The 13,991-nt window shown below is 72.9% G+C and carries 12 protein-coding genes; 5 read left to right on the plus strand and 7 right to left on the minus strand.

Annotated elements, in window-relative coordinates:
• Nucleotides 1–193: 193 nt before the first annotated feature.
• The 5 genes from UO65_RS32520 to UO65_RS32540 all read right to left on the minus strand — a co-directional run bounded on the left by UO65_RS32520 (nucleotide 194) and on the right by UO65_RS32540 (nucleotide 5,732).
• Nucleotides 194–892, minus strand: coding sequence for a FadR/GntR family transcriptional regulator (locus tag UO65_RS32520; protein ID WP_035290731.1), 699 nt, complete (start codon nucleotides 890–892; stop codon nucleotides 194–196).
• Between the two features lie 602 nt (nucleotides 893–1,494).
• Nucleotides 1,495–2,262 (minus strand): 3-oxoacyl-ACP reductase, encoded by a 768-nt coding sequence (locus UO65_RS32525; protein WP_035290711.1) that lies wholly within the window; start codon nucleotides 2,260–2,262, stop codon nucleotides 1,495–1,497.
• A gap of 23 nt (nucleotides 2,263–2,285) precedes the next feature.
• Nucleotides 2,286–3,641 carry an aldehyde dehydrogenase family protein gene (locus UO65_RS32530; RefSeq protein WP_035290713.1) on the minus strand — a complete coding sequence of 452 codons (1,356 nt, stop codon included), beginning with the start codon at nucleotides 3,639–3,641 and terminating at the stop codon, nucleotides 2,286–2,288.
• On the minus strand, nucleotides 3,638–4,393 hold the full coding sequence (locus UO65_RS32535; RefSeq protein WP_035290715.1) for a gamma-glutamyl-gamma-aminobutyrate hydrolase family protein: 756 nt from the start codon (nucleotides 4,391–4,393) through the stop codon (nucleotides 3,638–3,640). The genes UO65_RS32530 and UO65_RS32535 overlap by 4 nt, the downstream gene beginning before the upstream one ends.
• Nucleotides 4,374–5,732 carry a glutamine synthetase family protein gene (locus tag UO65_RS32540; protein WP_035290717.1) on the minus strand — a complete coding sequence of 453 codons (1,359 nt, stop codon included), beginning with the start codon at nucleotides 5,730–5,732 and terminating at the stop codon, nucleotides 4,374–4,376. Before UO65_RS32540 ends, UO65_RS32535 begins: the two co-directional genes overlap by 20 nt.
• A 208-nt stretch (nucleotides 5,733–5,940) precedes the next feature.
• Here UO65_RS32540 and UO65_RS32545 point away from each other — a divergent pair, with 208 nt between their 5' ends.
• Nucleotides 5,941–7,479: an amino acid permease gene (locus tag UO65_RS32545; RefSeq protein WP_035290721.1), complete on the plus strand. Its 1,539-nt coding sequence runs from the start codon at nucleotides 5,941–5,943 to the stop codon at nucleotides 7,477–7,479.
• Nucleotides 7,480–7,496: 17 nt separating this feature from the next.
• On the opposite strand, the gene UO65_RS32550 is transcribed toward UO65_RS32545, so the two are convergent.
• The gene (locus UO65_RS32550) at nucleotides 7,497–8,663 is read right to left on the minus strand and encodes a hypothetical protein (protein WP_152552395.1); all 1,167 of its coding nucleotides are present in this window, start codon (nucleotides 8,661–8,663) and stop codon (nucleotides 7,497–7,499) included.
• A 393-nt stretch (nucleotides 8,664–9,056) separates the two neighbouring features.
• On the opposite strand from UO65_RS32550, the gene argS reads away from it, so the two are divergent.
• From argS to UO65_RS32570, 4 genes are all read left to right on the plus strand, one after another.
• The gene (gene argS / locus UO65_RS32555; protein WP_035290725.1) at nucleotides 9,057–10,799 is read left to right on the plus strand and encodes an arginine--tRNA ligase; all 1,743 of its coding nucleotides are present in this window, start codon (nucleotides 9,057–9,059) and stop codon (nucleotides 10,797–10,799) included.
• A 58-nt stretch (nucleotides 10,800–10,857) separates the two neighbouring features.
• The gene (gene idi / locus UO65_RS32560; protein WP_035290727.1) at nucleotides 10,858–11,442 is read left to right on the plus strand and encodes an isopentenyl-diphosphate Delta-isomerase; all 585 of its coding nucleotides are present in this window, start codon (nucleotides 10,858–10,860) and stop codon (nucleotides 11,440–11,442) included.
• Complete coding sequence (locus UO65_RS32565) at nucleotides 11,439–11,885, plus strand: PaaI family thioesterase (RefSeq protein WP_035290729.1); 447 nt, start codon at nucleotides 11,439–11,441, stop codon at nucleotides 11,883–11,885. The genes idi and UO65_RS32565 overlap by 4 nt, the downstream gene beginning before the upstream one ends.
• Nucleotides 11,886–11,958: 73 nt before the next feature.
• Nucleotides 11,959–13,167, plus strand: a complete 1,209-nt coding sequence (locus tag UO65_RS32570; RefSeq protein WP_035290730.1) for a glycosyltransferase — start codon at nucleotides 11,959–11,961, stop codon at nucleotides 13,165–13,167.
• Between the two features lie 118 nt (nucleotides 13,168–13,285).
• Here UO65_RS32570 and UO65_RS32575 read toward each other — a convergent pair whose 3' ends face one another.
• The gene (locus tag UO65_RS32575; RefSeq protein WP_052022112.1) at nucleotides 13,286–13,783 is read right to left on the minus strand and encodes a hypothetical protein; all 498 of its coding nucleotides are present in this window, start codon (nucleotides 13,781–13,783) and stop codon (nucleotides 13,286–13,288) included.
• Between the last annotated feature and the right edge of the window lie 208 nt (nucleotides 13,784–13,991).

Raw genomic sequence — 13,991 nt, forward strand, 5'->3', positions numbered from 1 at the left:
CGGTGGCTTTGCGGAAGAGGGGGGAGCCGATGGCGTAGGTGGTGGCGGCGGGGGGCGCCGGTCGTCCTGTGCCACTTGCCCACCCCCTGTCGTCGGTTCACTGCGGCGGATTCACCCCAAGACGATAGGTCACCGGGCCGTTCGGGTGGTGTGAACCGGGTGCAGCACACACCGCGACGGCGGGTGGGGGGCTTCAGGAGAGGAAGCCGCGCAGCAGGGAGGCGGTGCCCGCGAGGTGTTCGGCCATGGCGGCGCGGGCGGCGGGCGGGTCGCCGTCGAGGATGGCGGTGATGACCAGCGCGTGCTGGTGGTCGGAGTGGGCGATGTTGGGCGGGATGAGGGGGATCGCGTCCAGGAGGGCGTTGAGCCGGGTGCGGACGTCGGCGACGGCGCCGGTGAGGGACGGGGCCGCCGCGGCTTCGGCGATGGCCAGGTGCAGGCGGGAATCGTGGCGGCGGTAGTCCGCCGGGACCGCACCGGTGCAGTCGTCGAGGCGGGCGCGCAGGTGCCTGCGCAGCCGAGGGGGCAGGGCGCGGGAGGCGGCGACCTCGGCGGCACCGGGCTCCAGCACCGCGCGCAGGGTGAGGGTGTCCTCCAGTTCCGCGGCCAGTTCCGCCCGCGGCCGCGGCGGCGTGCGCGACGGCGGGTCCGGGCGGACGAAGGTGCCGCCGTACCGCCCCCGCCGCGACTGCACGTACCCGGCCTGCTGCAACGCCCGCAGCGCCTCCCGCAGCGTCACCCGGCTCACCCCGAGCCGGACCGACAGCTCCCGCTCGGCGGGCAGCCGCGCCCCCGGCGCCACCACCCCGAGCCGGATCGCCTGGAGCATCCGCTCCACCGTCTCCTCGAACGCGTTCCCGGCCCGCACCGGCCGGAAGAACTCCTCCAACAGCGGATCGGCCCCGGCGGCACCCCACTCGCTCCCACCGGCCGCCCCACCCGCACCCCCGGACGACCGGGGACCGCCCGCCACAGCACCCCCCTCCGACACCCCCGAACCGCCCGCCCCAGCAGCCCCACCCCTCGATCCCGGATCGCCCGGCGTGACGAGCCCACCCGACACCCCGGGCCCACCGCCCACAACGAACCCACCCGATGCCCCAGGACCACCCGCCACACCAAACTCACCCGACGACCGGGGATCACCTGCCACAACAGACCCACCCTGCGATCCAGGATCACCAGGCGCAGCAGACCCCTCCCGTGACCCCAGATCACCGGGAACGGCAGATCCCCCCACCGACCCCAAGCCACCGGGGACCACAGTCCCTCCCGGCAAACCGAGACCACCCGCCACATCAGGCCCACCCCGCGACCCGGGGGCAGTGGGCTTCTCCCGCAACCCCGGGCCATCCGCCACGCCGGACCCACCCCGCGATCCGGGGTCGCCGGGCGCGGCGCGTCCCTCCCGCAGGCGGGAACCGCCCGGCGCAGCGGCCCCCGCCTGCGGTCCGGGGTCGTCGGGCGGGGTGGGTGGGTCGGGGCTGCCGGAGGTCACAGCGGGGTGACGTAGGCGCCCGAGATGCCGCCGTCGACGAGGAACTGGGAGGCGGTCATGAAGGAGGAGTCGTCGCTGGCGAGGAAGGCGACCGCGGCGGCGATCTCCTCCGGTTCGGCGAAGCGGCCCATGGGGACGTGGACGAGCCTGCGGGCGGCGCGCTCGGGGTCGGCGGCGAACAGTTCGCGCAGCAGGGGGGTGTTGACCGGGCCGGGGCACAGGGCGTTGACCCGGATGCCCTCGCGGGCGAACTGGACGCCCAGTTCGCGGCTCATGGCCAGCACACCGCCCTTGGACGCGGTGTAGGAGATCTGCGAGGTGGCCGCGCCCATCACCGCCACGAAGGAGGCCGTGTTGATCACCGAGCCGCGGCGGCGGGAGCGCATGTGCTCGATGGCGTGCTTGCAGCACAGGTAGACCGAGGTCAGGTTGACCTGCTGGACCCGGTTCCACGCCTCGATGCCGGTGGTGAGGATCGAATCGTCCTCGGGTGGGGAGATGCCCGCGTTGTTGAAGGCGACGTCGAGGGAGCCGTAGGTGTCGACGGTGGTGTGGAACAGCGCCCGGACGTCGTCCTCGCTGGTGACGTCGGTGCGCACGAACAGGCCGTCGACCTCCGTGGCGGCCGCCCTGCCCGCGTCCGGGTCCACGTCGGCGACCACGACCCTGGCGCCCTCGGTGGCGAGCCTGCGCACCGAGGCCAGGCCGATGCCGCTGGCGCCGCCGGTGACCACCGCGACCCTGCCGTCCAGCCGCTTGCCCATCGCTTCCCTCCGCTGTCGACTTCTCACTCGCTGCTGATGAACACGTTCTTGGTCTCGGTGAACCCGTGGGGGGCGTCCGGGCCGAGTTCGCGGCCCAGGCCGGACTGCTTGAAGCCGCCGAACGGGGTCCAGTGCCGCACCGACGAGTGCGAGTTCACCGACAGGTTGCCCGCCTCGACCGCGCGGGAGACCCGCAGCGCCCGCCCGACGTCGCGGGTCCAGATGGAGGCCGACAGGCCGTAGTCGGTGTCGTTGGCCTGGCGGACGGCGTCGGCCTCGTCGTCGAACGGCAGCACCGCCACGACCGGGCCGAACACCTCCTCGGTGACCGCGCGGTGCCCGGCCGGGACGGACAGCACGGTCGGCGGGAACCAGAACCCCGGCCCCGCCGGTGCGCTGCCCCGGAAGGCGACGTCCGATTCGTCCACGTAGGACGAGACGCGGGCCAGGTGCCGCGCGGAGATCAGCGGTCCCATCTCCGTCGCCTCGTCCCCGGGTGCGCCGACGACCACACCGCGCACCGCTTCCTCGAACAGCGCCATGAACTCCTCGTGCACCGAGCGCTGCACGAGGATGCGGGAACGGGCGCAGCAGTCCTGCCCGGCGTTGTCGAACACGGCGTAGGGCGCGGTCGCGGCGGCCTTCGCCAGGTCCGCGTCGGCGAAGACGACGTTGGCGTTGTTGCCGCCCAGTTCCAGCGTCACCCGCTTCACCTGCGCGGCGCAGCCCGCCATGACCTCCTTGCCCACGGCCGTCGACCCGGTGAAGACGACCTTGCGCACCAGGGGGTGGGTGACGAACCGCTCCCCCACCACCGGTCCCTCGCCGGGCAGCACCTGGAACACGTCCTCGGGGATTCCCGCCTGGTGGGCCAGTTCCGCGAGCCGCAGCGCGGTCAGCGGGGTCAGCTCCGCGGGCTTGAGCACGACGGTGTTCCCGGCGGCCAGCGCGGGCGCGAGGCCCCAGCCTGCGATGGGCATCGGGAAGTTCCACGGCACGATCACGCCGACGACGCCGACCGGCTCGTGGAAGGTGACGTTGACCCCGCCGGGGACCGGGATCTGCCTGCCGGACAACCGTTCCGGCGTCGCGGAGTAGTAGTCCAGCACGTCGCGGACGTTGCCCGCCTCCCAGCGGGCGTTGCCGATGGTGTGCCCGGCGTTGGCGACCTCCAGCCGGGCGAGGTTCTCCAGGTCGCCGTCGACCGCGGCGGCGAAGCGGCGCAGCAGCCGGGCCCGGTCGCCCGGGGCGACCGACCGCCAGGCGGGCAGCGCGGCGTGCGCGCGGGCGACGGCCGCGTCGGTCGCGGGCAGGTCCGCGGCCTCGACGCTGGTCAGCGGGGCGCCGGTGGCCGGGTCGAGGACTTCCAGGGTGCTCACCGGGGGACCCTCCTTCGGTGGGAACGGCTGGTGGCGTGCGCGCGGGCCGCCTCGACCAGCGCGGCGAAGAGCCGGACGTCCTCGACGTCGTGCTCCGGGTGCGACTGCACGCCCACGGCGAACCGCGGCCCGGTCAGCTCCACCGCCTCGACCGTGCCGTCGGGGGCGGTGGCGGCGACCACCAGTCCCTCCCCGAGGCGGTCGAGGGACTGGTGGTGGTGGCAGTGGGCCTGGGCGGTGGGGCCGAGGATGCCCGCCAGCGCCGAGCCGGGGGTGGTGGTCAGGTCGGTCTTGCCGAACATGGCCACCTCCGGCTGGTGGTCGGTGGTGCCGACGACCTCCGGGGTGTGCTGGTGCAGCGTCCCGCCGAGGGCCACGTTGAGCACCTGCATCCCCCGGCACACCGCCAGCAGCGGCAGGCCCAGTTCCAGCGCGGCCTCGACCAGGGCGAACTCGGCGGCGTCGCGGGTCGGCTGCGGGGTGCCGGTGGTGGGGTGCGGGGCCTGGCCGTAGCGGGCCGGGTCGATGTCGGCGCCGCCGGAGAGGACCAGCCCGTCGAGCCAGTCGACGGTGTCGGCGCGCCAGTCGCCGATGGGCGGCAGCAGCACGGCGTTGCCGCCCGCCGCGCGCACCGACTCCACGTAGACCCGGTGCAAGACGGCGGCCTCGGCCTCCCAGATGCCGAAGGCGGAGTGCTCCAGGTAGGTGGTGACCCCGATGACGGGGGGCCGGTCAGAGCCGTTCGAAGCCACGGACCCGCTCCCAGTCGGTCACGGCCGCGTCGAACGCGGCCTGTTCCACCCGCGCCGCGTTGAGGTAGTGGTCCACGACGTCGTCGCCGAACGCCGCGCGCGCGACCGCGCTGCCGTCGAGCAGGGCCGCGGCGTCCCTCAGGGTCCTGGGCACGGTCGGCCGCCCGGAGGCGTAGGCGTTGCCGGTGAGGGCGTCCTCCAGCGGCAGTTCGTTCTCGATGCCGTGCAGCCCGGCGGCGATCAGCGCCGAGACCGCCAGGTACTGGTTGACGTCGCCGCCGGGCACCCGGTTCTCCACCCGCAGCGAGGGCCCGTGCCCGACCACGCGCAGCGCGCAGGTGCGGTTGTCCACCCCCCACGCCACCGCGGTCGGGGCGAACGAGCCCTCGGCGAAGCGCTTGTAGGAGTTGATGTTCGGGGCGAAGAAGTACGTCAGCTCGCGCAGGCAGGCCAGTTGCCCGGCGAGGTAGTGCTCCATCAGCGGGGAGAACCCGTGCGGCCCGTCGCCCGCCATGACCGGGGTGCCGTCGGTGCCGCGCAGGCTGAGGTGGACGTGGCAGGAGTTGCCCTCGCGGGAGTCGTACTTGGCCATGAAGGTCAGCGACTTCCCGTGCGCGGCGGCGATCTCCTTGGCCCCGGTCTTGTAGATCGAGTGGTTGTCGCAGGTGGCCAGCGCGTCGGTGTAGCGGAAGGCGATCTCGTGCTGCCCGGGGTTGCACTCGCCCTTGGCCGATTCGACGTAGAGGCCCGCGCCCCCCATGCCGTTGCGGATGGCGCGCAGCACCGGTTCGACCCGGCCGGTGCCCAGCAGCGAGTAGTCCACGTTGTACCGGTTGCCGGGGGTGAGCCCGCGGTAGCCGGCGTCCCAGGCCTGCTCGTAGGTGTCGTCGAACAGGATGAACTCCAGCTCGGTGCCGACGAACGCGGTCAGGTCCCGCTCGGCGAGGCGGTCGAGCTGGCGGCGCAGCACCTGCCGGGGCGAGACCGGGACCGGGCCGCCGGAGACCAGTTCCAGGTCCGCGAGCACCAGCGCGGTGCCCTCCAGCCAGGGCAGCGGGCGCAGCGTCGCCAGGTCGGGTCGGAGCACGAAGTCGCCGTAGCCGCTGTCCCAGGACGAGGAGCTGTAGCCCGCGACGGTGTTCATCTCCACGTCGACCGCGAGCAGGTAGTCGCAGGCCTCGGTGGCGTGCGCGAGGACCTCCTCCAGGAAGTACCGGGCGGCGCAGCGCTTGCCCTGGAGCCTGCCCTGCATGTCGGTGACCGCGACCAGGACGGTGTCGACCTCGCCCCGGTCGACCAGCTCCCGCAGCCGGTCCACGGTCAGCGGTGTCTCTGGCATGCGGTCCCCCAAAGGTAGGCCGGTGGCCCATTGGCACGTCCTCCGCGCATCCTGCTGCCTGCCGGCCCGGTCCCGCAACCGGCTGTCCACAGGCGGGGCGCGGCGTTCACCCGGTGGTTACGTCGAACGGCCCTTGACCAGGGAAATGACGGGAATCACACTGTGCCCTCCGGCAATGGACCGCCCGCGACCCATTGGGGGAGCAGCTATGGCCACGACCAGCAACCCGGACACCCCCGGCCCGGACGCCGACGAGGCCCGGCTGCACACCCTGGGGTACGCCCAGGAGCTGCGCCGGTCGATGTCGGGGTTCAGCAACTTCGCCGTCTCGTTCACGATCATCTCGGTGCTCTCGGGCTGCCTGACCCTCTACGGGTTCGGCATGAAGACCGGCGGCCCGGCGACGATGGTCTGGGGCTGGCCGCTGGTCGGGTTCTTCGTGGTCCTGGTCGGCCTGGGCATGGCCGAGGTGTGCTCCAGCTACCCGACCGCGGGCGGGCTGTACTACTGGGCGGCGAAGCTGGCCCCGCGCAACGGCCCGGCCTGGTCGTGGTTCACCGGGTGGTTCAACCTCGTGGGGCAGGTCGCGGTCACCGCGGGCATCGACTTCGGCGCGGCGCTGTTCCTCAACGCGTTCCTGGACCTGCAGTTCGGCTTCGCCGCGACACCGGGGCACACCATCCTGCTGCTGGGGATCATCCTCGTGGTGCACGGGGCGCTGAACACCTTCGGGGTGCGCGTGGTGTCGATCCTCAACAGCGTCAGCGTGTGGTGGCACCTGGTCGGGGTGCTGGTGATCGTGGGCGTGCTGGTGGTGGTGCCGGACGAGCACCAGAGCGCGTCGTTCGTGTTCGGCGAGTTCGTCAACGACACCGGCTGGGCCTCCCCGGTGTACGTGTTCCTGATCGGGCTGCTGCTCGCCCAGTACACGCTGACCGGCTACGACGCGTCCGCGCACATGACCGAGGAGACGAAGGACGCGGCGGTGGCGGGCCCGAAGGGCATCGTCAACTCGATCCTGGTGTCGCTGGCCGCGGGCTGGGTGCTGCTGATCGGCCTGACCTTCGCCATCCAGGACTACGACGGCGCCGTCGGCTCGGAGACCGGTGTGCCGCCCGCGCAGGTGTTCATCGACGCGGTGGGCGCCACCGGCGGCAAGCTGCTGCTGCTCATCGCCATCGGCGCGCAGTTGTTCTGCGGCATGGCCGCGGTCACCGGCAACTCCCGGATGATCTACGCCTTCGCCCGCGACAGCGCGATCCCCGGTTCGCGGGTCTGGCACCGGATCAACAAGCGCACCCGCACGCCCACGAACTCGGTGTGGCTGGCCGCGGCGGGGGCGTTCCTGCTGGCCGTGCCGTACCTGTGGAGCGCCACCGCGTACGCCGCGGTCACCTCGATCGCCGTGGTCGGCCTCTACACCGCCTACGTGATCCCGATCTTCCTGCGGGTGCGCCAGGGCGACGCGTTCGAGCGCGGGCCGTGGCACCTGGGCCGCTGGGGCAGGCCGATCGGGATCGTGGCCACGGCGTGGGTGGCGTTCATCTTCGTGCTGTTCATGCTGCCGCAGGCCGCGCCGATCACCCTGGACTCGTTCAACTACACCCCGGTCGCGTTCCTGGTGGTGCTCGGCGGGGCGGCCCTGTGGTGGTTCGCCTCGGCGCGCAAGTGGTTCACCGGGCCGAAGGTGCAGGGCACCGCCGAGGAGCTGGCGGAGGTCGAGCGGGACCTCGACCTGCCGGGGTAGCCCCTCGGCGGCGGGGATCAGCCCTGCACGAAGCCGAGGGAAGCACCGGTCGCGGCGTCCCGGGCGACGCCGACGACCTGCCGCCGGTGGCGGTTGATGTCGCTGACGAGCACGTTGGGCGCGCTGCCGGGCGGGCCGGTGATGACGGTGGTCTCCCCGGCGCGGCTGACGATCTGCGGCGTGCAGTCGTGGATGGCGCCCGCGCAGGACTCCACGGCCACTTCCCCGCGCTCGTTGATCCCCTGCGGGTAGCTGAACCCGCCCTGGGGGGCCAGCGGGGTGGCCACGCCGTCGCGCCAGCGGAAGGCCCGGTAGTCGCTGGTGGCCACGACCTCGCCCGCGTCGTTGAGGAAGGTGCGGTTGAAGAAGTCGAACGGGTTCGCCTGGACGTCCCGCGCGCCGGGCAGGCCGCTGACGGCGACCGCGGTCCCGTTGCGCCACAGGTACATCCTGCCCTGGACGTAGCCCGCGTAGGCCTGGATGAGCACCTCACCCCGGGTGTTGACGTCGAGCGGGAACGGGGAGACGTAGGTCTCCGCCGGGGTGACGTCGGCGAGGACCCGGCCGCGACCGTCCCAAACCCGCACGGCGCTCGTGCCCGCACCGTCCACCACGGACGCGGCGACGTGCCCGCCGTCGCCGATCACCGGGTAGCCGTTGCCCTGCGGCCCGCGGTGCAGCACCCGCACCGATCCCGCGCGCCACACCGAGATCTGCTCCACGCCCCGCTCGTCCGGGGTCGGACCGGGGAAGTAGGCCTCCACCAGGACCTCGCCGCGGTTGTTCACGTCCACGGCGTAGCTCTGCTGCGCCCCGGCCGGGTGCAGGTCGAAGGTCCGGCCGAGGAACCAGGCGGTCGCCCTGGTCGCGGCGGGCACCGCGCCCGCCGGGGTGATGGTGCCCGCGACCAGGCCGAGGTCGTTGGCGTGCACGGCGGTGCTGGACGCCGCCGCCGGGGCCAGCTCGCGGACCGAGTCGCCGCGCCAGACGGTGGCGTGCCTGCTGCCGTCGGGGCGCTGGACCTGCCCGTAGACCAGTCCGGTCCCGGAGATCCGCTGGAAGGCGATGAAACTGGCGCCCGGGGGCAGTGGCAGCACCCGGACGCCCGGGGCGGCGTCGGCGGGCAGCGCCCCGAGGCTCATCAGGGCCGCCGCGGCGGCCACCACAACACGTCTGCGGATCACGGTCTCTCCTCGCACGGGGGGTGTCGCACCGGTGTGCGGTGCGAGGGACCAGCATCCAAATAACGATGCTATCTGTATACCGCCATTTCGCCCAGCGGGCTGGGAACGCCTGGGAAAAACGGACGAGTCGGACATCTTGTGATCACGCGCCACCGCGGCCGATACTGACCCGGTCGCACGCCCGGGTGCCCCCGCCCGACCGCCGCGGCGCCTGTCGTCGGGATCTGGCGCCGCGCGGCACCCCTGCCGGGCACCGGCCCCGGGGCACGCGGCGACGGCGGTGGCGGGTGTGACGACGCGCGTCACCGCCGCGCCCGCCCCGCGCGGAATCGACTGGACGACGGGCGCGATACTGGTCACCTGAGGTTTCACGAGGTGACTGGAGGCGGCGCGGTGGCGTACGGCGATGTCGGGATCGAACTGGGCGCGCGGGTGGCGGCGGCGCTGCGCCGCGGCCTGGGCGTGGAGATCACCCCGGCGGAGGCCGTCATCCGACCCTCGACCCGCGACGGCGTGGACTACCAGTGCAACGCGGCGATGAGCCTGGCCAAGAAGGTCGGGAAGCCGCCGCGCGAGGTGGCGCGGTCCATCGTGGACAACCTCGACTCCGCCGACCTGGTGGCCACCACCGAGGTCGCGGGCCCCGGCTTCGTCAACATCCGGCTCAGCGACGCCTGGCTGGCCGGGCGGGCCGCGGCGCTGCTCGGCGACGACCGGCTCGGCGTGGACCCGGTGCCGGACCCGCGGCGGTACGCGCTGGACTACTCCAGCCCCAACGTGGCCAAGGAGATGCACGTCGGGCACCTGCGCTCGACGATCATCGGCGACGCCCTGCTGCGGCTGCTGCGCTTCGCCGGGCACGAGGTCACCCCGCACAACCACGTCGGCGACTGGGGCACCCCGTTCGGGATGCTCATCGAGCACCTGCTCGACGAGGGCTGGACCCCCGACGGCGGGCACTCCATCAGCGACCTCAACGGCTTCTACCAGGCCGCGCGGGCGAAGTTCGACGCCGACCCGGTGTTCGCCGACCGCTCCCGCAAGCGGGTCGTGGCGCTGCAGGGCGGCGACGAGGCGACGCTGGCGCTGTGGCGGCGGCTCGTCGAGGAGTCCTCCCGGCACTTCCAGAAGGTGTACGGGATGCTCGGCATCGAGCTGACCCCCGAGGACATGTACGGCGAGAGCTTCTACAACCCGTACCTCGACGACACCATCGCCGACCTGGAGGCCAAGGGCCTGACGCGGGTGAGCGACGGCGCGGTGTGCGTGTTCCCGCCCGGGTTCAGCAACCGCGAGGGCGAACCGCTGCCGCTGATCGTGCGCAAGGGCGACGGCGGCTACGGCTACGCCACCACCGACCTCGCCACCGCCCGGTACTGGACCGGCGAGCGGGGCATGACCGACCTGCTCTACGTGGTCGGCACCCCGCAGGCCCAGCACTTCGCCATGGTCTTCGCCGCGAGCCGGATGGCGGGCTACCTCACCGACGACCACACCGCCGAGCACATCGGCTTCGGCTCGATCCTCGGCGAGGACGGCAAGACCATCCGCACCCGCGCGGGCGGCTCGGTGAAGTTGGTCGAGCTGCTGGAGGACGCGGTCGACAACGCCGCCAAGACCGTGGCCGAGCGGTCCTCCCTGGACGCCGACGCGCAGGCGGCGGTGGCGCGCGCGGTGGGCATCGGGGCGGTCAAGTACGCGGACCTGTCCAACGACCGGGAGAAGGACTACGTCTTCACCTGGTCGCGGATGCTGGCCAAGGAGGGCAACACCTCCGTCTACCTGCAGTACGCCAACGCCCGCTGCCACTCGGTGCTCGCCAAGTCCGGGACCACCCCGGCCGCCGACACCGAGGTGCTGCTGGGTTCCCCGGCGGAGCGGGCGCTGGCGCTGGCGCTGCTGCGGCTGCCCGCCGCCGTCGAGGCGGCCGCCACCGCCTACGCCCCGCACAAGCTCTGCGGGTACCTCTACGAGCTGGCGACGACGTTCACCGCGTTCTACGACGGCTGCCCGATCCTCAAGCCCGACGTGCCCGCCGAGGTGCGCGCGTCGCGGCTGGTGCTCACCGCGCTCACCTCGGCGGTGCTCACCCGGGGCCTGGAGCTGCTCGGCATCGAGGCCCCGCGCGAACTGTGACCAGGAAGGTGATCACCACGAGTTGCCACCCGGTCACACCGGGGGGCAAGGTGATCGGGTGACCACCACTGAACAGGTCGTCCTGCTCGACGAGGCCGGGAACCAGGTCGGCCTCGCCGACAAGTCCACCGTGCACCACGCCGACACCCCGCTGCACCTGGCGTTCTCCAGCTACGTGTTCACCCAGGCTGGCCGCTTCCTGCTGACCAGGCGGGCGGCGACGAAGAAGACCTGGCCCGCGGTCTGGACCAACTCCTGCTGCGGGCACCCGGCGGTCGGCGAACCGGGTGCCGACGCGGTGCGCAGGCGGCTGGCCGAGGAGCTGGGCCTGCGCGGTGAGCACCGGGTCGACCTGGTGCTGCCCGGTTTCCGCTACCGGGCGGTGATGCCGGACGGGATCGTGGAGAACGAGATGTGCCCGGTGTACCGGGTGGTCACCGACGAGCAGCCGCGACCCAACCCGGCGGAGGTCGACGACCTGCGCTGGCTGGACTGGCCGGAGTTCACCGCCTCGGTGCTCGCGGGCGACGGCGGGGTGTCCCCGTGGTGCGTGCTCCAGGTGCGCGCGCTGGTCGAACTGGGCCCCGATCCGCTGGCCTGGCCGGTGGGCGACCCGACCGGACTGCCCCCGGCCCTGCGGTGACCCCCGGGTCGGACCTCGTCTCCGCGTTCAACACCGGTCTGCCGCACCTGATCCCGCAGGCGCACCGGATGGGCGTGACGGCAGTCGAGCTGGCACCCGGGGTCGCGGTGTGCCGGGTTCCGCCGGCGGACAACGGCAACCACCTCGGCACGATGTACGCGGGGGTGTTGTCCACCGTGGCCGAGGTGCTGGGCGGGGCGATCTGCCTGCCCAGCTTCGACCTGGCCCGGTTCCACCCGGTGGTGCGCGACCTGCGGATCGACTTCCGCCGCCCGGCCCGGACCGACGTGACCGCGACGGCGGCGCTGGACGCGGCGACGGTCGAGCGGGTGCGGGCCAAGGCGGACGGCAGGTCCACGTTCGTGCTCACCACCGAGCTGACCGACACCGGCGGTGTGGTGATCGCCACCACCGAGGGCACCTACCAGCTACGACGGAATTGAGTTTCCGGACGATCCGGTCAACGGCGCGGAAACCGCGAGCGCGGCGCCCTCGGTTTTCCCTACATTGGGTCCAGTGGATCTCCTCTTCTCGTCCTTGCCGTCACACGGCCACACCTACCCGCTCCTGCCGCTGGCGATCGCCGCCCGCGAGCAGGGCCACCACATCACCTACGCCACCGCGGCCTCGTTCCACGCGCCGCTGATCGCCCTGGGCTTCGACGTCGTCGACGTGGGCATCGACATCCACAGCGCCTTCGCCGAGCTGGCGGGGTCGGAGGTCAGCCCGATCGAGGCCCGCAGGCGCGATCCCGAGGAGGTGGCCAAGCTCGCCGCCCACATCTTCACCGACATCCTGCCCCGCCGGTTCTTCGGCGACCTCCAGCCGGTGCTGGCGGCCCAGCGGTTCGACCTGGTCGTGTACGAGGCGGCCACGATCGGCGCCGCGTTCGCGGCGAAGGTGGCGGGCGTCCCCGCGGTCTGCCACGCCTTCGGCCGCGGGTTCGACCGCGTCGCCGCCGAGGAGTCCGGGACCGCCGGGTTCGCCGAGGGGTTCGTCAGGATCGCCGAGGAGCTGCTCGGGCCGGACGCGACCGACCTCACCCCGGACAACCTCGCCGGTGGCGACCCGTACCTCGACATCTACCCGGCGTCGATCCAGGCGCCCGCGTACCGCGACGCCCCGAACCGGGTGCCGCTGCGGCCGGTGGCCTTCTCCGAACCCGGTGAGCTGCCGGACTGGGTGCGCGCGCACGCCGAACCGCTGATCTACCTGACCCTGGGCACCGCGTTCGGCGACGCCGGGGTGCTGCGGACCGCGATCGCGGGCCTGGCGGCGACCGGGGCGAAGGTGCTGGTGGCGGCGGGTCCGACGGTGCAGACCGAGGACCTGGGCGACCCGCCGCCGTCGGTGACCGTCGAGGCGTGGGTGCCGCAGGCGGAACTGCTGCCGCACGTCGACCTGGTGGTGCACCACGGCGGCAGCGGCACGACCCTCGGGTCGATCGCGGCGGGGGTGCCGCAGCTTTTCCTGCCGCAGGGCGCCGACCAGTTCACCAACGCCGACGCGGTCACCGGCGCCGGTGCCGCCCGCACGCTGCGCGGCGACGAGGTGACGGCCGAGGCGGTCACCGCCGCGGCCAAGGAGCTGCTGTCGGACGCGGACGTGGCCGCCCGGGTCGCGGCCCTGGCCGAGGAGGTGGCCGCGATGCCGTCGCCCGCCGAGGTGGCGGCGCGGCTGCCGGAGTTCGTCCGGCCCGTTCACGTGGTGCCCGCCGAGCGGTAGCGGCCCCGGAACGCGGAAGAGCCCCCCGGCACGAGGTGCCGGGGGGCTCTTCACTGGGTGGAGCTGTGTCGACCGTCAGTTTCGACTGTCGGGATCGACTGATCTCGCCGGGGCGTGATTACACCTTGGCGACGAGGCTCAGGTCGATGGTGTTCTTCGAGCTCTGGACGAGCGCGGAGATGATCGGGCTCAGGAAGCCGCAGTCCTTGACACCGGCGAGGCCGTAGGTGCCGGTGATCTTGCCGCCCTTGAGGACGTCGAAGTTGCCGGTGGAGGCCAGCTTCATGTCCGCCGGAGCGGTGGTCTGGCAGGCGTCGCCCTGGCTGATCGGCAGGCCGAACAGGGTGAGCTTCGACAGGATCACGTTCACCTTGCCGTTGAAGGTGATCTTGCCGGTGGCCACGGTGCCCGAGGGCTGGCCGACGGCGACGAGCTTGACGTCGGCGTCGCTCGGCAGGAAGCCGAACACCTTGAACGAGCCCTTGGTCGGGTCGAGCTTCAGGTCACCGACGTACTTGCCCGCGGCCAGGTCGGCCACGGCGTCGAAGGTGCCCTTGAGCGGCAGCGGGCCGCCCAGGTTCTGCAGGTTGGTGCTGCCCGTGATCCCGTAGGACACCTTCACGCCGTTGCCCGGCGGGGTGGTGGGGGGAGTGGTGGGCGGGGTCGTCGGCGGCGTCGTGGGCGGCGTCGTCGGCGGGGTGGTGGGGGGAGTCGTCGGCGGCGTGGTCGGCGGCGTCGTGGGAGGCGTCGTCGGCGGCGTCGTCGGCGGCGTGGTCGGAGGCGTGGTGCCACCGCCGCCACCGATGGTGAAGGTGTGCAGCAGG

The organism is Actinokineospora spheciospongiae, assembly GCF_000564855.1.
Classification (GTDB): domain Bacteria; phylum Actinomycetota; class Actinomycetes; order Mycobacteriales; family Pseudonocardiaceae; genus Actinokineospora; species Actinokineospora spheciospongiae.

Coding starts and splice junctions, on each gene's coding strand:
- UO65_RS32525 (WP_035290711.1), bottom strand. CDS start 2,262: ATGGGCAAGCGGCTGGACGGCAGGGTCGCGGTGGTCACCGGCGGCGCC.
- UO65_RS32545 (WP_035290721.1), top strand. CDS start 5,941: ATGGCCACGACCAGCAACCCGGACACCCCCGGCCCGGACGCCGACGAG.
- UO65_RS32540 (WP_035290717.1), bottom strand. CDS start 5,732: ATGCCAGAGACACCGCTGACCGTGGACCGGCTGCGGGAGCTGGTCGAC.